18 protein-coding genes are annotated in these 20667 nt (G+C 64.6%); 6 read left to right on the forward strand and 12 right to left on the reverse strand.

The genetic code is table 11. The features are described 5' to 3' along the window. Positions 1-225: 225 nt before the first annotated feature. The gene (locus HBA54_RS08700) at positions 226-906 is read left to right on the forward strand and encodes a dioxygenase family protein (RefSeq protein WP_167223487.1); all 681 of its coding nucleotides are present in this window, start codon (positions 226-228) and stop codon (positions 904-906) included. 34 nt (positions 907-940) lie between these two features. Here HBA54_RS08700 and HBA54_RS08705 read toward each other — a convergent pair whose 3' ends face one another. Together HBA54_RS08705 and HBA54_RS08710 are read right to left on the reverse strand one after the other, a co-directional pair. Further along, positions 941-1444: a pentapeptide repeat-containing protein gene (locus tag HBA54_RS08705; RefSeq protein WP_240932574.1), complete on the reverse strand. Its 504-nt coding sequence runs from the start codon at positions 1442-1444 to the stop codon at positions 941-943. Between the two features lie 59 nt (positions 1445-1503). Next, a complete protein-coding gene (locus tag HBA54_RS08710) occupies positions 1504-1992 on the reverse strand; it encodes a thioesterase family protein (protein ID WP_167223491.1) in 489 nt (162 codons plus the stop codon). A 124-nt stretch (positions 1993-2116) separates the two neighbouring features. Here HBA54_RS08710 and HBA54_RS08715 point away from each other — a divergent pair, with 124 nt between their 5' ends. The 3 genes from HBA54_RS08715 to HBA54_RS08725 all read left to right on the forward strand — a co-directional run bounded on the left by HBA54_RS08715 (position 2117) and on the right by HBA54_RS08725 (position 5017). Beyond that, the gene (locus HBA54_RS08715) at positions 2117-3070 is read left to right on the forward strand and encodes a hypothetical protein (RefSeq protein WP_167223493.1); all 954 of its coding nucleotides are present in this window, start codon (positions 2117-2119) and stop codon (positions 3068-3070) included. A gap of 449 nt (positions 3071-3519) precedes the next feature. Beyond that, complete coding sequence (locus HBA54_RS08720; RefSeq protein ID WP_167223495.1) at positions 3520-4371, forward strand: MlaA family lipoprotein; 852 nt, start codon at positions 3520-3522, stop codon at positions 4369-4371. Positions 4372-4375: 4 nt separating this feature from the next. Next, positions 4376-5017: an MlaC/ttg2D family ABC transporter substrate-binding protein gene (locus tag HBA54_RS08725; RefSeq protein WP_167223497.1), complete on the forward strand. Its 642-nt coding sequence runs from the start codon at positions 4376-4378 to the stop codon at positions 5015-5017. 87 nt (positions 5018-5104) lie between these two features. On the opposite strand, the gene ettA is transcribed toward HBA54_RS08725, so the two are convergent. The 9 genes from ettA to HBA54_RS08770 all read right to left on the reverse strand — a co-directional run bounded on the left by ettA (position 5105) and on the right by HBA54_RS08770 (position 16681). Further along, positions 5105-6781, reverse strand: coding sequence for an energy-dependent translational throttle protein EttA (gene ettA, locus HBA54_RS08730; protein WP_167223499.1), 1677 nt, complete (start codon positions 6779-6781; stop codon positions 5105-5107). A gap of 126 nt (positions 6782-6907) precedes the next feature. Then, positions 6908-9766: a DUF2339 domain-containing protein gene (locus HBA54_RS08735; protein WP_167223501.1), complete on the reverse strand. Its 2859-nt coding sequence runs from the start codon at positions 9764-9766 to the stop codon at positions 6908-6910. 54 nt (positions 9767-9820) lie between these two features. Beyond that, positions 9821-11092, reverse strand: coding sequence for a TRAP transporter large permease (locus tag HBA54_RS08740; RefSeq protein WP_167223503.1), 1272 nt, complete (start codon positions 11090-11092; stop codon positions 9821-9823). An 18-nt stretch (positions 11093-11110) separates the two neighbouring features. Then, on the reverse strand, positions 11111-11638 hold the full coding sequence (locus tag HBA54_RS08745; protein WP_167223505.1) for a TRAP transporter small permease: 528 nt from the start codon (positions 11636-11638) through the stop codon (positions 11111-11113). Between the two features lie 106 nt (positions 11639-11744). Beyond that, on the reverse strand, positions 11745-12728 hold the full coding sequence (gene dctP / locus HBA54_RS08750; RefSeq protein ID WP_205944501.1) for a TRAP transporter substrate-binding protein DctP: 984 nt from the start codon (positions 12726-12728) through the stop codon (positions 11745-11747). 178 nt (positions 12729-12906) lie between these two features. Further along, complete coding sequence (locus HBA54_RS08755; RefSeq protein ID WP_167223507.1) at positions 12907-13659, reverse strand: retropepsin-like aspartic protease family protein; 753 nt, start codon at positions 13657-13659, stop codon at positions 12907-12909. A gap of 137 nt (positions 13660-13796) precedes the next feature. Continuing rightward, positions 13797-13982 (reverse strand): hypothetical protein, encoded by a 186-nt coding sequence (locus tag HBA54_RS08760; protein ID WP_167223508.1) that lies wholly within the window; start codon positions 13980-13982, stop codon positions 13797-13799. Between the two features lie 175 nt (positions 13983-14157). Next, positions 14158-15474 carry a guanine deaminase gene (gene guaD / locus HBA54_RS08765; RefSeq protein ID WP_167223510.1) on the reverse strand — a complete coding sequence of 439 codons (1317 nt, stop codon included), beginning with the start codon at positions 15472-15474 and terminating at the stop codon, positions 14158-14160. Between the two features lie 10 nt (positions 15475-15484). Continuing rightward, positions 15485-16681, reverse strand: a complete 1197-nt coding sequence (locus HBA54_RS08770; RefSeq protein ID WP_167223512.1) for a urate hydroxylase PuuD — start codon at positions 16679-16681, stop codon at positions 15485-15487. Between the two features lie 185 nt (positions 16682-16866). Between HBA54_RS08770 and HBA54_RS08775 the strand changes: the two genes are divergently transcribed. Together HBA54_RS08775 and creD are read left to right on the forward strand one after the other, a co-directional pair. Continuing rightward, positions 16867-17838 carry a LysR family transcriptional regulator gene (locus tag HBA54_RS08775; RefSeq protein ID WP_167223514.1) on the forward strand — a complete coding sequence of 324 codons (972 nt, stop codon included), beginning with the start codon at positions 16867-16869 and terminating at the stop codon, positions 17836-17838. A gap of 185 nt (positions 17839-18023) precedes the next feature. Then, entirely contained in the window at positions 18024-19493 is a 1470-nt protein-coding gene (gene creD / locus HBA54_RS08780) for a cell envelope integrity protein CreD (RefSeq protein WP_167223516.1), read from the forward strand. A 73-nt stretch (positions 19494-19566) separates the two neighbouring features. Here the strand turns inward: creD and HBA54_RS08785 are convergent, their stop codons facing one another. After that, positions 19567-20649, reverse strand: coding sequence for a BMP family ABC transporter substrate-binding protein (locus HBA54_RS08785; RefSeq protein WP_167223518.1), 1083 nt, complete (start codon positions 20647-20649; stop codon positions 19567-19569). Positions 20650-20667 lie beyond the last annotated feature (18 nt).

The raw sequence follows: 20667 nt of genomic DNA on the forward strand, positions 1-20667 counted from the left end.
ACATGCCGATTTCTGCAGTATAGGTACCTGGAAAATATTATGCCGTTAAGGTGCCGCCGAAACCCCTCGCCTCGCAAAGACGTGAACGCCGGTTCGTTATGACGGCGACGAACAGTCTTTCACAGGATCGTGCCGATACCCAGGTCTTGTTGAACGGCAACTTGACCAAGTGGCCATTACAGCCGACCGTATCGACCCGGCCTTCGCCAGAGGAGGGGACATAGGATGACAAAGCGCAAGCCCGTTTCCAGACGACGTCTGCTGGAATCCTCCCCTGTGCTGGGGGTGGGGGTGTTGGGGGCACTGGGACTTGGGATCAGCGCCGGCGGACGTCTGGCGGCCGCGCAGACGGTCCTCACCCCCCGTCAGTCGCCAGGACCGTTTTATCCGGAGCGGCTGCCGCACGACGCCGATCAGGATCTGACACAGGTTGAAGGTCGTGACAGGCCGGCATCCGGGCAGAGGGTACAGATCTCCGGCCGGGTCGCCGACGAGGCAGGCCGCCCGCTGGCCGGCGCCGTCGTCGAGATCTGGCAATGCGATGCCTTCGGCTACTACCATCACCCGCGCGACCGCGGCGGCCGGGCAGATCCCAATTTCCAGGGCTATGGGCGGTTGCTTCTGGGCGAAGACGGACGCTATCGCTTCACAACGATCAGGCCGGTGGCCTATCCCGGCCGGGCGCCGCATATCCACTTCGCGGTCTCCGGCCCCGGGGTTTCGCGCCTGACCACGCAAATGTACCTGGCCGGGCACGCGCAGAACGAGCGCGATTTTCTCTATAACGCGATCCGCGACCGGGCGGCACGCAAAGCCGTCACAGTGGCCTTTACCGCCGCAGAAAGCGGTCAGCCGGCGCAGGGACAGTTCGATCTGGTGCTGGGGCGCAGCCTTTCGGCCGACTAAAAGCTGGCAAAGAGCAAGCTGTCCGCAAGGGTCATCAGTTGCAGCGCCCGATCGATCCTTCGCCGCAAACCCTCTGACCGTCTGTCCAGGTGGCCCCGGTCAGATCGGCCTGCACCAGATCGGCACCGTCGAGCTTGGCGCCGCTCAGATCGGCACCCCGAAGATTGGCCCGGAACAGGCGCGCCCGGCGCAGATCGGCATCCGTCAGCTTGGCCGCACTGAGATCGGCTTTTGTCATGTCGGCTTCCTGAAGATTAGCGCCGACGAAGCTGGCCTCGGCCAGATTGGCGTTCACGAACTTGGCCCGAAAAGCTGTGACGCCATCCAGAGTCGCCTTGCTCAGATCGGCCCGAAAGAAGCTGACGTCGCGCAGTTCCGCCGCGGTCAGGTCAACGCCCGTAAAGCTCAAGCGATCGAAGACGCAGCGCCGCCAATTGACGTCGGGCCCGGGCGGATCGGTACAGGCCGCCAGGGCCAGCGAAACCGGACCCAGAAAAAACAGAAGAAGGGTGAGCAGCGGAATACGGAGAAACGTCATGGGGCGTAGCTTCACCATCGTAGGGGCTGAAGGGCAACGGAAATCTGTTCCACGGGCAATCACAGCGTCGGGAGGGCGGGTTTCGCGATCACCCGCCCGGCTTCCAGCGGCAGCGCCAGACCGTCGTGAGCCGCCAGCACCGCAGCCAGCCGTTCGCGGATCTGCGCCGGCATAACAGCGACCCGGCGCCGCTGGAGGTCGACATAGAGACTCAGGCTTTCCATGGTCGCAGCCAGGAATCCCTCTTCGGCGTGGAACATCGCATTGAAAAAGCGAATGCGCTTATCGTCAAAACCCAGCAGCCGGCTGGTAATCCGCAGGGGCGTGCCCTCGGTCACCTCGCGCTGATAGGTCAGGTGTATTTCGCCCGCAAAGGTAGACCCGCCGCGGGCCTCGCGATGCGCGTTATCAAGGCCCAGATAGCCGAAAAAATCGTCCGTCGCCCTGTCGAAGGCCAGCAAATAGTAAGCGACATTCATATGGCCGTTGTAGTCGATCCATTCCGGCAACACCACGGCGCGGTGCCGGTCAAACGGCGTTTCTATCATGCATGGAACCCCAAATCACTGTTGCGCCAGCAACATAGAGCATTGGCCCGGCGGCTCAAAGCCGCTAGCGTCGCTGACGCCGCGTCCCGCCACTGCGCGCACATCAGCATCACTGCAAGGTCCGATGAACCGACTGCTCGCCTTTCTCGGGAGCCACGCAACCTGGGTCCTCTTTATCGGGGTCTTCCTCGGCCTTGCATTGCCCGACCTGGCGTCGCTCGCCCGCCCGCTGCTGGCGCCGGCAGTGGCGATGCTGCTGACCGCTACGCTGGTGCGGGTGGACTGGCAGGTCATGCTGGCCCATGCGCGGCGGCCCTGGGTCACTGGGCTCGTCACCGCCTGGTTGCTGATCGGCTCGCCGCTGCTGGTTGCCGGCCTGCTGGCTTCCGGTGTGGCGCCGGCAAGCCTGTCCACGGCTCTGGTGCTGATGGCTGCGGCCCCACCCATCCTGAGCGCCGCCCCGATTGCGATGATCCTGGGTCTCGACGGTGCGCTGGCCCTGGTGGTCGGTCTCGCAGCCACCCTTCTGACGCCTTTTACGGTGCCGCCGCTGGCCCTGGCCCTGCTGGGGCTGGAACTGGAAATCGGCGTCACCGACTTCATGATGAGGCTTTCCGCCATCGTCGCGGCGTCCTTTGTCGTCGCCTATATCATCAGACGCATCATCGGCCCCGCGCGGCTGCCCCGTGTCGCCGGGCACATCGACGGGATGGTCGTGGTGGTCATGCTCGTCTTCGCCGTCGCCATCATGGATGGGGTCACCGCCGCCCTGCTGCGGGAGCCGGCAACGGTCGGGCTTTGGCTGCTGGCCGCTTTCATCGCCAATCCGGCCCTCCAGATTGCCGGGGCGCTGGCCTTCTGCTGGCTCGGGCGGCGACGCGCATTAACCGTCGGCCTGGTATCCGGCAACTGCAACATGGGCCTCCTGCTCGCAGCCTTTCCCGCCGACACCGATTTCGAGGTCGTTCTCTACTTCGCTGTTGCACAGTTGCCGATGTACATGCTGCCGGCGGTTATGCTGCCGTTCTATCGACGCCTTATCGGCCGGTCGGAAAGCTCATCAGTAAGAACCGGTTAGCCAGACCTGCACAGTCTTGTTGCAGCCAGGAGCGGCTTTTGGCGGAGGGCGATGGCGCGCTGCGGCATTTCTGCAACAGTGATGCAAAGCGACGACAGCCCGCCGATCCAGGCCCCTAGTCTTTCCCATCACTCTATGATAGGGGAAACATGGTTATTACGCTGCGCAGAGCTACATGTTCCTAAGGGTTCGTTAACGGACTTTTGTCACGTTCCGAAGGGTTCATCGCTTGTGCTCTGCCGACCTTTCGGGCCCGCTGGTTCCAAGCAGGCTTATTAGGATTGTTTGATGTAGCGTCAAAGTGGTTGCAGGCCCCGCATCGGGGTATCTGGTTTTCGCATTTGGTTTTTACCGGGGGTAAGGTGATTTCTTCTGTTCCGCAGCGTATGCGACCGTTTCTTGCAAGTCTCGTAATCACCGTCGCGTTGGGGGCCTGTGCCACGGCGCCCGTGACCGAGAACACGGGTATCGGTTCGGGGCCGGCGTTCCAGACCGCTGGCGATGGTGTTGTTCAGACCGGGACCGACCCCAGGGCTGAGCAGTTCGCGCAAAGCGGATCCAGCGAGTGGGCCCAGAGCGACGCCGACGACTTCGGACCGGATGAAGGCGACAACGATCCGTTGGAAGTTCCCAACCGCATGTTCTTTGCTTTCAACGAGGCTTTGGACTTTGCGGTGATCCGGCCGATCGCCGTCACCTACCGCTTTATCGTGCCGACGGGCGTGCGCAATTCGGTGCGGAACTTCCTGCGCAATCTGCGCAGCCCGGTGGTCTTCGCAAACGACCTGCTGCAGGGGGAATTGGAGCGGGCGGAAACCACCGCCGCACGGTTCTTCATCAACTCGACGATCGGGCTGCTCGGCCTCTTCGACATCGCAGCCGATTCCGGCTACCCCTATCACAGTGAGGATTTCGGCCAGACGCTCGGCACCTATGGTTCCGGGGAGGGTATTTACCTGGTGCTGCCGATCTTCGGTCCTTCCTCGCTGCGGGACGCCGGCGGGCTGGTGGTCGATACCCTGATGGATCCGCTGACTTACATCGCGCCGGACGGCGTGGGCATCGCGCGCGGTGTCGCCACCGGCGTGGACCTGCGCTCGCGCACCATCGACGAACTGGATGAGCTGAAGCGCGACTCGCTCGACTTCTACGCCCGAATTCGTTCGCTCTATCGCCAGAACCGCGAGAGCGAGATCAACAACGGCGCGCCGCCCGCAGATTCGCCGGACTTCTCTGAAGTGCCCGCCCCGGGGGAGACCGATCCCCTGGATGCCGCTCAGAGCAGTTCCGCGGTGGAGTGACCCAATGCTTGGCTGGAACATGAAATCGCTGCTGGGCGCCATTGTGTTGGCTCTGGCCATCACAGGCGCCCCCGCGCCTTCCCAGGCGCTCGACACCACACAGGCTGCCGGTTTCCTGAACGATCTTCAGGAACAGGCCGCGTCCCGCCTGGGCGACACGTCGATCAGCGACAAGGAAAAGGAAGACCTCTTCCGTAAGCTCTTCAACTCGAACTTCGACGTACCGGCCATCGGCCGCTTCGTCATCGGGCGCTACTGGCGCGCTGCCTCGCCGGAAGACCAGAAGTCTTTCCTTGCGGTGTTCGAGGATGCCATGGTCCAGCGCTTCCTGCCGCTTCTGGCGGAAAACAGCAGTGAGCGTTTCCAGATCGGCAACGTTATCCCGGACAGCCGCAACGAAAACATGGCCTTGATCGATTCCCGTATCTCCCGTGCAGAGGGCGAGCCCTACAAGGTGAGCTGGCGGGTGCGGGAGAAAAACGGCGACTTCAAGATCCTCGACATCGTCGCCGAGGGCGTGAGCATGGCAATCACCCTGCGCTCAGAATACGGAACGGTGTTGAAGAACAACGGCGGCAAGCTGCCGCCGCTGACCGAGGCCCTGCGCGAGAAAGTCAGCCGCGGCGCTTTCACCCTGAAGCAGTAGAGCCGGCCTTCATTCAGGCAAAAGAATATCGACGCAAATGCAAAAGGGGCCCTTTCGGGCCCCTTTTTCGTCGCAGCAGGCGCGCCGTCAGCGCGTCAGCGGCTTGTACTTGATGCGATGGGGCTGATCGGCAGCGGCGCCCAGGCGGCGGTGGCGGTCTTCCTCGTAATCCTGATAATTACCTTCGAACCACACCACCCGGCTGTCGCCCTCAAAGGCCAGGATGTGGGTGGCAATACGGTCGAGGAACCAGCGATCATGCGAAGTCACCAGCACGCAGCCGGCGAATTCAGAAATCGCCTCCTCCAGAGCGCGCAGGGTATCGACGTCCAGATCGTTGGTCGGTTCATCGAGCATCAGCACGTTGGCGGCTTCCTTCAGCATCTTGGCCAGATGCACCCGGTTGCGTTCACCACCTGAAAGCTGGCCGACCTTCTTCTGCTGGTCGCTGCCCTTGAAGTTGAAGGCGCCGACGTAGGCCCGCGACGAGGTTTCGTGCTTACCCAGTTGAACCATGTCCAGGCCGTCGGAAATCTCTTCCCAGACGTTTTTCTCGGCGGCCAGGGAATCGCGGCTCTGGTCGACGTAGCCCAGCTTCACCGTCTCGCCGACCTTCAGGCTGCCGCTGTCGGGTTTCTCCTGGCCGGTGATCATGCGGAACAGCGTCGTCTTGCCGGCGCCGTTGGGACCGATGATGCCGACGATGGCGCCCGGCGGAATCTTGAAGCTGAGATCGTCGATCAGCAGCTTGTCGCCGAAGGCCTTGGAGATGTTCTGCGCTTCGATCACCAGATCGCCGAGACGCGGACCGGCGGGAACGGTAATACTGCCCGGCTCCGGTGCCTTGTCGGCGGCATCGGCAAGCATGGCCTCATAGGACTGCACGCGGGCCTTGGACTTGGCCTGGCGCGCCCGCGGGCTCTGGCGGATCCACTCCAGCTCCTGTTTCAGCACGCGCTGGCGGCCGGACTCAGTCTTTTCTTCCAGAGCCAGGCGCTTTTCTTTCTGCTCCAGCCAGGAGGAATAGTTGCCCTCAAAGGGCAGGCCGCGGCCGCGGTCCAGCTCCAGAATCCAGCCAGCCACGTTATCGAGGAAGTAGCGGTCATGGGTCACCGCCACCACGCAGCCGGGATATTCCTCAAGGTAGCGCTCAAGCCAGGCCACGGATTCGGCGTCCAGGTGGTTGGTCGGCTCATCGAGCAGCAGCATGTCGGGCTTCTGCAGCAGAAGCTGGCAGAGCGCGACGCGGCGGCGCTCACCACCGGAAAGCTTGGTCACATCGGCATCGCCCGGCGGGCAGCGCAGGGCATCCATGGCGATCTCCACCTTGCGCTCCAGGTCCCAGGCATCCTGGGCCTCGATTTTCTCCTGCAGCTCAGCCTGTTCTTCGATGAGCTTGTCCATCTCGTCAGGGTCGGCTTCGGCGAAAGCGTTGCTGACCTCTTCGAAGCGGTCGAGCAGGGCTTTGGTCTCCCCGACGCCCACGAAGACATTGCCGGCGACATCCTTGTCGGCGTCGAGTTGCGGTTCCTGCGGCAGGTAGCCCACCTTGATCCCGTCAGCCGCCCGCGCTTCGCCGTTGATTTCCGTATCGATGCCGGCCATGACCTTCATGAGGGTCGATTTACCGGAGCCGTTCAGGCCGAGAACGCCGATCTTGGCACCCGGCAGGAAGAACAGGCGGATATCCTTGAGAACCTGCTTGCCGCCCGCAAAGGTCTTGGAGACCCCATCCATCTGGTAGACGTACTGATAGGAAGCCATGAATACTCCGGCAAAGAAGGGCTGTTGACGTGAAGGACTGGAAATCCCTTTCGGGCGCGGGTTTTAGCCTATCGGACGGGCCGGTGCAATGCGGGGACTGAATGCCCGCAAAGTCGCGGGCCCGCTCTAGGAAACGCGATCCGCTGACGCCTCCCCGCCCGGTTCCCCGGACGGCTCTTCCGGCGCCTCCTCTGGGGCTGCCGGCGGAAACACCAGCTTCTGATAGAGGAAGGGAATACCCACCAGACTGAAGCCCAAAGCCGCAAAGGAAGTAAAGCGCGGCAGGCCCGCCAGCGTGCCCCAGTCGAACAGCAGCACCTTCGCCGTCGCCAGCGTAAGCACCGCCAGCGAGGCATAACGCAGACTGGGCAGGCCGGTCTTCAGCCCAAGGCCCAGCAGGACCCAGGCATAGGCGAGCCAAACCAGGGAGTAGGTCAACAACTCGCCGTCGCTGGTCACGCCAACATCCAGCAGCGGCCCATGGAAGGCACGGCGCACCTCCAGCGACAAGTAGAAGAACACCAGGAACAAGGCATAGACCGCCGCCGCCTGGGCCGACCTTCTATGCCCCTCGGCCCGCAGCTCCCAGGCGAAGGCGAGTGCAAAACCCGCCGGCACCAGATAAGCCAGCGCCAGCAGATTGACCAGCGGCCAGTCCCCGACCGCGGCCGAGGTCCATAGCGGGTTGAAAAGGAGCACCTGAAACAGCGGGGAATGCAGGGCGGCAAGACCTGCGAGCAGGCGCCACCCCCAGAGCAAGACCGCTCGGCCGCTGCGCCGATAGGCCCGCAGCCAGCCGTAAGCCATGCCCAGCCAGGCCACGGTCTGCAGCGACTGCTCGGCCAGCTCGTAGGACGGGTTGGCCAGGTCGCCGACAACGAGGCTGCGGATCTGAAAGGTCACCAGCAGCCAGAACAGCACCAGGGTGCCGGTTTCCAGAACCAGCACCAGCCGATCGTCGGCGGCCTTGCGGAAGCTGCGCGCCGACCACCAGAAAGCCAGCATCGGCAGGCCGTAACCATAGAGAACCCAGTTGAAGCCCGGCAGGCCGCCCAGGGGATAGGAAAGGACGTTGTAATTGACCACCAGGCGGATCAGCACCACGGCGGCCACGATCAGGGCGACCGGGCGCAGCGCCGTGAGCTTCAGCCGCGCACTGATCCAGGCGATGGCCGGCAGTTGCAGCGACAAGGCAACGGTCAGCCAAGCCTGTTCCAGCACCATGGCCATCGCAAGAGAGAGCGCCGCGACGCTGCCCAGGGCATAGATACCGATCAGCAGATTGTTGTCCTCGGCGGGGCGCGCCGGCCTGCGGCGCAGTTGGGCGGCCGCAAGGAGACCGAGCGCGGCAACGCCTGCCGCCGCCGCCGACCAGGCGAGATCGATACCCAGGCCGGTGATGCGCCAGTATGCGATCGCCAGCAGCAAGACCGGCACGGCGGCGGAGGTGCCGGCCCAGATTTCAGAGCGCCGCGCCCGTGCCAGGGCGAAGAACCCCACCACGGCGAAAAGCGCGCCGAAAACCAGGGCGACCAGCACGAAAGCGGTCAGCGCCGGCGGAACCACGGGTCCCAGGTCAGTTCCATAACTCTCCCCGCCCTGATAGCTGTGCACCCGCTCCGGCCAATCGACGATACCCGGCAGGTGCCAGAGAGCCATGAAGGCGGTGACCAGCACCGCGCCGACAACGGCCAGGCCTTCGAACACCTGATCACGCAGACCGGCCGCAAGATAGAGACAGACCAGCAGGAACACCGCCGTCAGCGAGACCGGGCCATAACCGTCCATGCGCAGCAGAACGAATCCCAGCAGCGCAGCGCCCAGCGCGCCCGCCCAGGCGATCTGGTCGGGGACCGATATCGTTTTTGCGGACTCGCCCGCCGTCTCGGCGCGGTAACGCAGCGCGAGGAAGGCGGCGGCCAGCAACAGCACATAGGTCCCCAGGGCGGCAGCATCGCCCGCCGACCAGACGGCGGTAAACCAGAACAGCGGCCAAAGAAGCGCCCCGGCAAGGGCGCCCCAGGCCAGCCACCAGCAGGCCAGATGGCGCACCAGGGCCAGGGCCGTGGCGGTCAGAACCCAGAGATAGGCAAAAAGCCCCCAGGCAGAGGGATCGGGGCTGGTCACCAAGAGCGGCGTAACAAACCCACCGAGCAGCGCCAGCACTGCGATGAACGGACCCTGAATGACCGCCAGGCCGAAGGCCGCGAAGGCAACCAGGGCCAGCAGGCCAAAGGCGACCAGCGGGCTGAGCAGGCCGTAAAGTCCGTAGGCGGCGTAAACGCTGCCGAAGGCTGAGAACAGGCCCGCGGCGGTCAGGGCCGGCGGCAGGTAGTTGGGGCCGATGGCCGCGATGGCCCGCTGCAGCGGACGGCGGCGCAGCCATTCCCCGGCGCCCGCAAGCGCGACACCGAAGAGAAAACCGCTGGTCACCCTGGCGCCGGGCCCCAGCGCCAGCCATCCGCGCTCATAGGTGTACTTGGCGAGAAACAGCCCCGCCAAAGCCAGGGTGATACCGCCCAGCCAGATCAAGCCGCGCGACGTCAACCACTGCTCGATACTACGGCCGGGTTTCGCCTCAGGGGCATCGAGCCAGGGGTCGACCGGCCCGGCGGGTGACTCAGCGGGCGGCACGGCCTCCCGCGCCTCTTCGGGCGGCGCGGTTTCAGGCTGTGAGGGCTCGGGCGGTGACGGCTTGGTCGGCCACAATGCGGAAGGTTCGGCGGCAGCACTGGGCTGCGGAGGAACCGGGGTTTCGGGCTCCGCCTCCTGCGGTGGCGCGGCATCGCCGCCGGTCTCACCTGCGACCTGCCGCCTCAGCGCGACAAGTTCGGCGGTTAGATCATCGATACGCTTACGCAGGGCGGCAAGCTGCGCATTGGTCCCCTCACCGCCGCGAAAAAAAGCAGCAATGCCGAGGCCGGGCCCAACCAGGACATAAAGGCCGGCCGCAACCGCGAACAGAATATAAAAAATCTCTTCCATAGCCGTTCCTCTTACCTGGCTGGCCGCCACGAGTCGCCACCGGCGATAAAGGTCCTATAAGCGGAAGGGAATGAAAAGCGCCAGATCCTGCCAGAACCACAGCAGCACCGCGGTCGCCAGCATCATCAGGGCAAAGGGCCAGGCGCCCTTCACCACCTCCTCGATCCGGGACCGCGCGACCGCCTGGATGACGAAGAGGTTGAGGCCGACCGGCGGCGTTATCAGCGCGGTTTCGATGAGGACGACAAAAAAGATACCGAACCAGATCGGGCTGATACCCATGGCCTCCAGCGCCGGAAACAGCACAGGCACCATGATCAACAGCATGGAGAGGGCCTCCAGGAAAAAGCCGATAAACAGCAGCACCCCACCGACCGCCAGAATAAAGAGGCCGGGATCGGAGATCGATGCGGTCAGCGCCTGGCTGATGCTCTGAGGGATCAGGTAAAGCGTGATGGCATAGGAAAAGACCTTGGCCCCGGCAACGATCAGGAAAATCATCACAGTCGTCTTCATCGCGCCATAGGTCGCCTCGCAGAGCTTGGCCCAGGTCATGCGCCGCATCGCGAAGGTGATCGCCAGAGCCATCGCAAACCCGATGCCCGCACTTTCCGAGGGCGTGGCGATTCCGGCATAGATCGAGCCGATCACCACCACCGCCAGCAGGACGGTCGGCAGGGCCATCAGGCTGGCGGAACGCCGCTCGGCCCAAGCGGCCCTCGCAACCGGGATGTAGCCGCCGCCGAGCTTGGCGTAGACGACGCCGTAGACCAGAAAGACGCTGGCCAGGAACAGCCCGGGCCCGACCCCGGCGAGAAAGAGCGTCGGAATCGACTCCTCGGTGATGATGCCGTAGATGATGAGAGGTATCGACGGCGGGATCAGGATACCAAGGGTGCCACCTGCCGCCAGCATGCCGAGCACGAAGGGGCGGTCGTAGCCGCGCCGCGTCATCTCCGGGATCGCCACCGTGCCGATGGTCGCCGCCGTCGCCACAGAAGACCCGGAAATCGCCGCAAAGAGCGCGCAGGAGATGATGGTGGCCGCCCCCAGCCCGCCCGGCCAGTGGCCGACCCAGGACTGTACCGCGGCAAAGAGATCCTTTCCCACCCCGCCCTTCAGCAGCACGTTGGACATCAGCAGGAACAGCGGCACCGCCAGCAGTTCGAAGCTGTCCAGGGTGCCGTAAATGCGCTGCGGCACCCCGATCATCGGCAGGCCCTTCAGGTAGAGCAGCACGATGCCAAGGCTGCCGAGCGCGAAGGCCACCGGCACGCGCAACACCAGCAGCAGCACCAGGGCAAGCAGGATCAGAAATGCTTCCATGCGGCTAGCGGCGTGCCATCAGTGCAGGCTCTCCAGCCGGTTTTCCAGGCCGTCGTCGCCGCCTCGCACCGGCATGCCGCCGGTCCAGATGCGCGCCATTTCGACAAAGGCCTGGATCATCAGCAGGCCGAAGCCGACCCAGATCGAACCATGGGTCACCCACTTCGGCGTCGCCAGGAAACTGTCGGTGGTATGGCCCAGCCGGGTCGCTTTCAGCCAGAGATCGAAGCCGTACCAGCAGGCGACGCCACAGAACAGCAGGATGGTGAGCAGCGCGAAGCTCTCGACCAGCTTGCGCGCCAGGGTCGTCGGATCCTTGAAAGCCACCTCGATGGTGATCATGCCCCGGTGCTTCAGCACAAAGGCCCCGGCCAGACAGGTCGCCCAGATCTGCAGGATGCGCGACACCTCGTCGACCCAGATGGTCGGCAGTGTGAAGACATAGCGCATCACCACTTCATAGGTGACGAAGAGGCCGATGGCGAAAAACATCCAGGCGGCCAGCTTGCCCGTGAGCTCCGAGAGTGTATCGATCAGCTTGATCACCGTTGCGGCGGCTCCTGCTGCCTGATGCCATCGTGGAAGGGTTTGGTGTCGGCAGGGAAGCCGACACGCTGCGGCCCCGGCCCCCACGCCGTTCGGGCGAAACCGGTCAGTACTTCCGGGCTTCTTCAACCACCTTGGCCGCCGTTTCGCCACCTTCACTGACGAAGCGGTCAACGACGGAGACGGTCGCCGCGCGCCACTCGGCGCGTTCCGCATCGGTCAGCTCGATGATGTTGATCTTGTCCTTAACATAGGCGAGGGCATCTTCCTCAAGCTGGAAAATGCTGTCACGCAGTTCCTTCTCCACCTTGACGCCACAGTCGTCGATGATCCGGCGGTTGGCCTCTGACAGCCCTTCGTAAAAGTCGTTGTTCATCACCGCCACGAATTCGATGGTCGAGTCATAGGACAGAGTCAGGTGATCCATCACCTCGTGCAGCTTGCGCGACTTTACCGCCGTCACACCGGTGATGCCCACATCCACCGCGCCTTGCTGATAGGCCAGAAATTGCTTTGATCCGGACATCAGGGTCGGCGCTGCGCCCAGGGCCTCCGCCGTCCAGCCGAGCAGCTTGCCGAAGGTGCGGACTTTTTTACCCTTGATGTCTGCCGGCACGCGAATCGGGTCTTTCGAGAGATAGATGGTGCGGCCGAAAGCCTGCCACCAGAGAATGCGCGCGCCGGTCTCGCGCAGCACCGCCTCATCGATGGCCGCCCGCGCGGTGGAGCCGGGCGCGGTGAATTTCCCGACCTTCTCGGCCGAATCCAGCAGGAAGGGCACATAGACCGCATCGACCGCCGGAACCGATCCGGCAAAGCGGGTCAGAGAGGCGGTGCCCATTTCGATCGCGCCGGAGCCCACGGCCTCGGGCACCTGGTTGTCCTTGTAGAGCTGCGCCGAGGGAAAGATCTGGATTTTCAGATCCTCGGTCTCAGCCTCCACGCAGGTCTTCCAGGCGGACAGGTTCACACCCAACGGATGGGTTTCCGGCAATTGCAGGGTCACGCGGATGGTAGTTTCGGCCTGGGCCGCTACGCCCGGTAACAGCAGGGCAAAGGCTGCCGCCATCCCGAAAAAAACCTTTTTCATTGCTTCCTCCCATGAAGAGCCGGCCCGTGGCCGGCTTCGTTGTTGTTCGTGGGGGATTTTTCCCTGATCCGGGGCCGATGTCCAGCCGTGGTATGCCAGAGCGGTCCGGAAATCCCTCTAAACCTTTTCGTTTTCACGGTACCGGCCCGCTCCCCCTTCGACGTCAGTCGAAAAGACTCTAGCGCCGCAGGATCAGGACGTCGCCGCGCACCTCGTAGGAGTCGAGCTGACGCAGAAAGGTCATGCCGAGGAGGGAATTGGACATCGGCGCCTCGTTTACCGAGGCCGGAACGCGGTCGAAGTAGATCGGCCCGATGGCGATGTCGTCGAGACGTACCGGGGCGCCGCGGCCGATGCCGTTGGCGGTCGAGTACTGCCGGGTGAAACTGAGAGCCGCGGGATCAAAGCCGACACGCTCAGCATCGGCGGGGCTCAGCACGATATCGCTGGCGCCGGTATCGACCAGAAAGTCGACCGCCACCCCGTTGACCTCGGCAGTGACCGTGAAATGGCCGCCGATGCCGGTGCGGATCTCCACCACACCCTCGCCCACCTCCACCGCCTGCGAGGGCATCAGCTCGCCGGCGATGCGGTTGCCGAGGCCGGAGAAGTCATCCCGGAAAGAGTAGCCGATTAGCAGCAGCGCACCGATGCCGACCCAGATTGCGAGGCTGCGCAGCGTCTCGCCGATGGGAATGCGCCGCACGAAGAGCAGCCCGCTGGCGCAGACCGCCAGAATGGCGCCCAGCTTCACCAGTTGGGCCCAGTCCCCCGAGGCCAGGTCGCGTTGTGGAAACAGCGAGATCAGCAACCAGACCAGCCCCATGATACCTGCCACCAGCAGCGCCCAGAGCCACAGGCCTGGCCCGCCGCCACCGCCCCTCGGTGCGTCGCGATCATCGTCGTTCCAGGGGTTCCGCTCCGGAGTCATGCCGGTTTCCTAGCTTCGATCTGGGTGTGCAATCTGGCGCAGGGCACCAGGCCACAACCACTATACCACTAGGAAGATGTGGTGAAGATCCTGTTTACAGCAAGGCTTGACTGCAAAGCCGGCCGGGCCGGCCTCCCTCAGTCGTCGCGCTGCTCGTTGCGCTCCCAGAAAGGCTTGCGGTTCGGATCGCGCGGCTGACTTTGAACACCGGCGCAGGCCGATAAGCCCAGGGTCATCACGCCCAGTCCCAAACCGGCCATCAGGCGGGTGAAACGGCGGCGATCGGTTTTCTGTTGGAGGTTCGACGTCATGCTGCGGTCCATCTCGTCCATCCTGTCGAGGTTATCGCGCCCGGCCGAGAAAGCATCGGGCTGCTGGCGTTAGGGGACAGTTGGGAAGCCGTTAACCATGAATCAAGACGCAGGAAACTCTAATATATACAATTGGTTGTGATTCAACTGCCGGGCTGGTGCCTTTGCGGCTTCGGTCGAAAACGCGCTAACCGCCGCTGCGCACATGCCGCCGTTCCCCGGCGATGTAGGTCGCACTGATGGCGCGGTCGTCGCCCAGGGTCATGAGCAGGAAAAGCTCCTCCTCCAGGGTTTCAATCCGCTCGCAGCGGTGGGCCATGGCCGGCGTGGCCTTCGCGTCCAGCACCGTGACATCGGCCTCCCTGCCCGGCGCCAGGGAACCGATCCGATCTTCCAGGCCCAGCGCCCGGGCGTTGCCCAGGGTGATGGCGTAGAAAGCCTCCAGCGCCGGCAGGTTCTGATCCTGCAGCTGCAACACCTTGTAGGCCTCCGCCAGGGTGCGCAGCAGGGAATAGCTGGTGCCGCCGCCGACGTCGGTGGCGAGACCAACGCGCAGTGGGAAAGCCGGGTCGCGCGCCTTGGCAAGATCGAAAAGGCCGGAGCCGATGAAGAGATTGGAGGTCGGGCAGAAGGCAGCGACGGAACCGCTCTCGCTGAGCAATCTGCGCTCGCCCTCCTCCAGGTGGATGCAGTGGCCGAAGAGCGACCGCGGCCCCAGCAGACCAAAGCGGTCGTAGACGGATGTGTAGTTTTCCGCCCAGGGAAAGAGCGCGCGCACGGTTTCGATCTCGCGCCGGTTCTCGCTCAGGTGGGTCTGCATGTAGCAGTCCGGATGCTCCCGTAGCAGTACCCCGGCGGCTTCGAGCTGCGCCTCGCTGGACGTAATGGCGAAGCGCGGCGTCACCGCATAAAGCTGCCGCCCCTTGCCGTGCCAGCGTTCGATCAGCGCCTTGGTCTGCGCGTAACCGCGCTCCGCCGTGTCCTGCAAGGCCGCCGGCGCGTTGCGGTCCATCAGCACCTTGCCGGCGACCATGCGGGTGTTGCGGCGGTCGGACTCGGCGAAGAAGGCCTCCGCCGATTCCGGATGCACACTGCAGTAGACCGCCGCCGTGGTGGTGCCGTTGCGCGCCAGTTCGTCGAGGAAGAAGCCGGCCACCGCCGCCGCATGACCCGGGTCGCCGAAGCGCTGTTCTTCGACCAGCGCATAGCGCTCCAACCAATCGAGAAGCTGGGCGCCGTAGGAGGCGATGACCTGGGTCTGTGGATAGTGGATGTGGGTGTCGATGAAGCCCGGCAGGATCAGCCCATCGGGGTAGTGATCCAACATCACACTGTCAGGCAGTTTCGCCAGCAGCGCCGGCGCCTCCCCCACTTCGGCGATATGGCCGCCGGCGATGACGATCAATCCGTCTTCAATGAATTCGTGAGCGGCAGAACCGGCGGTCTGCGGGTCGTCGTTGAAGGTCAGGACGCGACCCCGGATGGCACGGCTTGGTTTGCTCATGAAATGCCGCCTACCAAGCCGGTGCGCCGGCGGCGAGCCAGGCGGCGAGCAGTTGGCGTTCTTCCGCCTCGATCTCTGTGATGTTGCCCGGCGGCATGGCGTGGCTCCGCACCACCTGCATCTCTATCGCGCGGGCATGGGCGCGGATCTGCGCCGGGGTTTCCAGCAGCACGCCCTTGGGCGCCACGGTGATCCCTTCCCAGAGTGGCTCCGCCGCGTGGCACATGGAGCAGCGCGACAGCACCACGTTTTCCACCTCCGCCATCTCGTAGCCCTGGGGCACCTTCGCCTCCTCAACCGGCGTCGCCGGCTGGGCGCTCAGCCAGACGATGGCGGTGAGGCCCAGCGCCGCCGCGCCCCAGGTCCACCAGGGTTCCTTGCCGCCCTTGTGCTTGGTGTTGAAGAAGTGGCGGATCAGCGCGCCCATCACCAGCACGATGGCGAGGATCAGCCAGTTCCATTTGCTGGCGAAGGCCAGGGGATAGTGATTGGAGATCATCACGAAGATGACCGGCAGGGTCAGATAGTTGTTGTGCAGCGAGCGTTGCTTGGCCTGGGCGCCCAGCTTGGGGTCCGGCTGCTTCCCGGCGATCAGGTCGGCCACCACCTTGCGCTGGTTGGGGATGATGATGACGAAGACGTTGGCCACCATCATGGTGCCGATCAGGGCGCCCATCTGCATGTAGACGCCGCGCCCGGAGAACACCAGCGTGAAGCCGTAACTGATCGCCACCAGGAAGACGAAGCCGACGAGGGCGAGCACGGTGTCGTTGCGCCCCAGCGGCGACTTGCAGAGCAGGTCGTAGACAACCCAGCCCAGCGCCAGGCCACCGACGGAGATCGCCACCGCCGTCCAGGGCGCCAGCGCCATCACCGCCGCGTCGATCATGTAAAGCTCGGCCTGCAGGTAGTAGACCAGGACCAGCAGGGCAACGCCGGAGAGCCAGGTGGTATAGGCCTCCCACTTGAACCAGGTGAGCTGGTCGGGCATGCGCGCCGGCGCGACCATGTATTTCACCATGTTGTAGAAGCCGCCGCCGTGCACCTGCCAGGCCTCTCCGCCGGCGCCCTCGGGCAGGCCCTCACGCTTCCTAAGGCTGAGGTCGAGGGCGATGAAATAAAACGAGCTGCCGATCCAGGCGATACCGGCGATGACATGCAGCCAGCGCACCGCCATATCCAGCCATTCCCAGAACACCATCACCATGGAGCAGTTCCCCTTTAGTCTCCGCCACCTCGTCCCGTGCCGGCCTCGATCTGCGAGGGTAATCCGGCACCATGGGCCTTACACCGCCATGCTACCCCTCCACCGCCCACCAAGAAATCGAAAGCCTCGCGCTATCACTTTCAAAGAAATCCGAATAAACTGGCGTGAAGAATAAGAGGTCATGCATGTCCCTACTGGAAAACATTCGGGTTTTCGTAAGGGTGGTGGAGCAGGACTCCATGTCCGCCGCCGGGCGGCAGTTGCGGCTTTCCCCTGCCGTGGTGAGTCACCGCATCCAGTCGCTGGAGGCGCATCTGGGCGTGCGCCTGCTGAACCGCACCACCCGGCGGGTGCAGCCGACCGAGCAGGGCCTGGCCTTCTATCAGGCTTCCCTGGAGGTCATCGCTTCGGTGGAGCGGGCGGAGAACGTCGCCGCCGGAGCCGGCGGCGCGCCCCAGGGCACGCTCAGGGTCACCGCCCCCCTCGGCTTCGCGCGGCGCATCCTGGCACCCCTGGTGCCCGAGTTTCAGGCCGCCCATCCCCAGGTGACGCTGCAGCTGCGCCTGTCCGAACACATCATCGACCTGCTGACCGAGTCCGTCGACGTGGCGGTGCGCATGGCGATCCTCTCCGACTCCTCGCTGATCGCCCGCAAGATCACCGACTGCGAGCGCGTTCTCTGCGCCGCGCCCGCCTACCTCTCGGCGGCGGGCATACCGGAGAAGCCCGAGGACCTGCTGGACCACAACTGCCTGCTGCTGCGTTTCCCCGGTTCCCAGCAATACCGTTGGACGCTCCAAAGCCCGGACGGGCCGCAGACGCTTTCGGTGCGCGGCAGCTTCGACGCCGACGACGGCGATGTCCTTACCGCCTGGGCGTTGGCCGGCCAGGGCATCGCCATGAAACCGCTCTGGGAAGTCGCCGAGCTTCTGCGCGACGGCAGCCTCGTCCCCGTCCTGACCGATCACCCGCCCGAGCCCGCCACCCTGAGCATCCTCTACCCCCACCGCCGCCTGCTGCCGGCCCGCGTCAAAGTCTTCGCCGACTTCGCCGTGTCGCGGCTGGCGCAGGCGATTGAGGAGAGGTTGCAGGGAACAACGGTAAGGGGGTTGCAGGAGAGAAAGAGCAAGACCAAGGCAGCGAAGAAGAGGCCGTAACCTTCAGCTTCGCCCGGATTCCCCAACACCCCCCTCCCCCCGCCATCGCCGCAATATCGCCTTGGAAGCGGCCCGGTCATGCCCCGGGTCTGCCTTAAACCGGCGTCACAAAGCCGCAGTGGGAATCAACCGGGCGCGGCGGCTGGGCCGGCGCGGCCAGAGAGCGGACATTGGGGACTTCAATCATGCAGGACGGAAAGACCGTATCCACCTTCTTCTCGCGCTACGCCGCGCTTCTTAAAATCGGGCTGCTCGGCCTGCTGGTGCTGATCATGACGGTGCCGCTGGAATACGTCTGGTCGGTGGTGCGGGAACGCGCCTACCTGAGCGAGGCGGTCGAACGCGGTCTGGGCGAAAGCTGGGGCCGGGCGCAGACCATCGCCGGGCCGGTCCTGCTTCTGCCGATCGAGGAACCCCGCATGGTGAAGGTGAAGGCGCCGGACTGGACCAAGGAAAAGCCGATTTACGTCGACGAGCAGCAGTGGTTTCGCCATCACCTCTACATCATGCCGGAAACCCAGAACGTCACCGCCGGTCTGACCAGCCAGACACGCAAGCGCGGCATCTACGAAGCCCTGCTCTATACCGTCGCCGCGCAATCCCAGGGGCAGTTCCGCATTCCCGCAGCAGCGGCCCTGCCGGTGGACAGGAACGCCCGGCTGCTGCTGGACGAGGCGAGACTGCTCGTCCACCTCTCCGACCTACGGGGCAGCGCCAACGCGCCGGCGCTGCAGTGGGGCGGCACGCAACTGCAGTTCGACGTGCGCAGCGAAGCGCTGCCCGGCGCCCGCGACACCAAGCTGTCGTGGATCCAGGCCCCGCTGCCGCGGCTGACGGCGGACTCCGGCGCCCTGGACTTCGCCTTCGATGTCGACCTGAAGGGCAGCGAGCGCCTGCGCTTCGTGCCGCTGGGCCGCGCCAACGACATCACCCTGGCCGGCGACTGGCCCCACCCCAGCTTCGCCGGGGTCAACCTGCCGATCACCAACCAGGTCGGCGCCGAAGGCTTCTCCGCCCAGTGGCAGGTTTCCCACCTGGCGCGCGGCCTGCCCCAGGTGCTGCGCGCCAACACCCCTGGGAGCGGGGGCAGCGGCGGGGCCAACGTCCTGGTGCAACAGATCGTCGAGGGCGGCGTGGAAACGCGCCTGCTGAACACGGTCGACTTCTACAGCAAGAGCGAACGCTCGGTGAAGTACGGGCTGCTGTTCGTCATCGTGACCTTCGGCACCCTCTTCATCTTCGAGGCGCTGGGGCGCAAGCGCCTGCATGCGGTGCAGTACCTGATGGTCGGCGCCGCGATCACCCTGTTCTTCCTGCTGCAGCTGTCTCTTGCCGAGGTGATCGGCTTCGAACTGGCCTACGGCATCGCCGCCTTCGTCTGCGTCGCCCTGGTCACGCTCTACGCCGCCAAGATCACCGCCAGTTGGACACGGGGCCTGCTGCTCGGCAGCCTGCTCGCCGCCGTCTACGGCTACCTCTTCATCACCCTGCAGTCGGAAGACCACGCCATGCTGATGGGCAGCTTCCTGCTGCTGGCCCTGCTGGCGGCGGCCATGTACGCGACCCGCAATTTCGACTGGTACGCCCTGGGCAGCCGCCTGACCCCGAACGCCCCCGCGAAGACGGAGAACCCGGCGCCGGAGACGGCCGGGTAAAACCGGCGCTCCCAAAAGGAAAAGGCGGCGGAGATCACTCTCCGCCGCCTTTTTACTTCCAATGTCGCGCGGCCTAGGCCGTAACCCCCTCGACGTACCAGTCCATCGACAGGAGGGCGCCGTCGTCCATGGCTTCGCCGGCGGCGATGCGTTCCTTGCCGTCCTGGTCCTTGATCGGGCCGGCGAAGGGAAGATAGCTGCCGTCGAGGATGCCTTTGCGCACCGTCTCCGCCGCTTCCACCACCTCGGCCGGCAGGCGTTCGTTGTAGGGGGACATCTGGACCATGCCCTCTTTCATGCCCTGCCAGACGTTGGAGGTTTCCCAGCTGCCGTCCATCACCGCGCGGGTGCGCTCGACATAGTAGTTGTCCCAGACATCCAGGATCGCGGTGGCGTGGTATTCCGGCGAGAAGCTGGACATGTCCGAGGCCTGGCCGAAGCACCAGACGCCGCGGCTGCCGGCGGTCTGGATCGGCGCCGGGCTGTCGGTGTGCTGGGTGATGATGTCGCAGCCCTGGTCGATCAGGGTCTTGGTGGCATCGGCCTCTTTGCCCGGGTCGAACCAGGAGTTCACCCAGACCACCTTGATCTCGGCATCGGGGCGCACCTTGCGGGCCGCCAGGATGAAAGCGTTGATGCCCATCACCACCTCGGGGATCGGGAAGGAGGCGATGTAACCGAACTTGCCGGTCTTGGTCATATGGCCGGCCATGGTGCCGATCACCGCGCGGCCCTCGTAGAAGCGCGCGTTATAGGCCGAAACGTTCTTGGCCGTCATGAAGCCGGTGGCATGCTCGAACTTCACGTCGGGGAACTGCTTGGCCACCTTGATCGTCGGGTTCATGAAGCCGAAGGAGGTGGTGAAGATCAGCTTGTTGCCGGAGGAGGCCAACTGGCGGATCACCCGCTCCGCATCCGGGCCCTCGGCGACCTTCTCGACAAAAGTGGTCTCCACCTTGTCGCCGAATTCCTTTTCGATGGCCTTGCGGCCCAGGTCATGGCCGTGGGTCCAGCCGAAATCGCCGACCGGCCCGACGTAGACGAAGCCGACCTTCAAGGGGTCGGCGGCAAAGGCCGAAGCGCCGCCCAGGGAAAGGGCGCCGGCGGCGGCGGTGCTGCCTGCCAGAAAGTGGCGGCGTGAAACGTTGTTGCTCATCTGAGCCTCCTTGCTTTG

The organism is Pelagibius litoralis (genome assembly GCF_011683915.1).
GTDB classification, from domain to species: Bacteria; Pseudomonadota; Alphaproteobacteria; order Kiloniellales; family Kiloniellaceae; genus Pelagibius; species Pelagibius litoralis.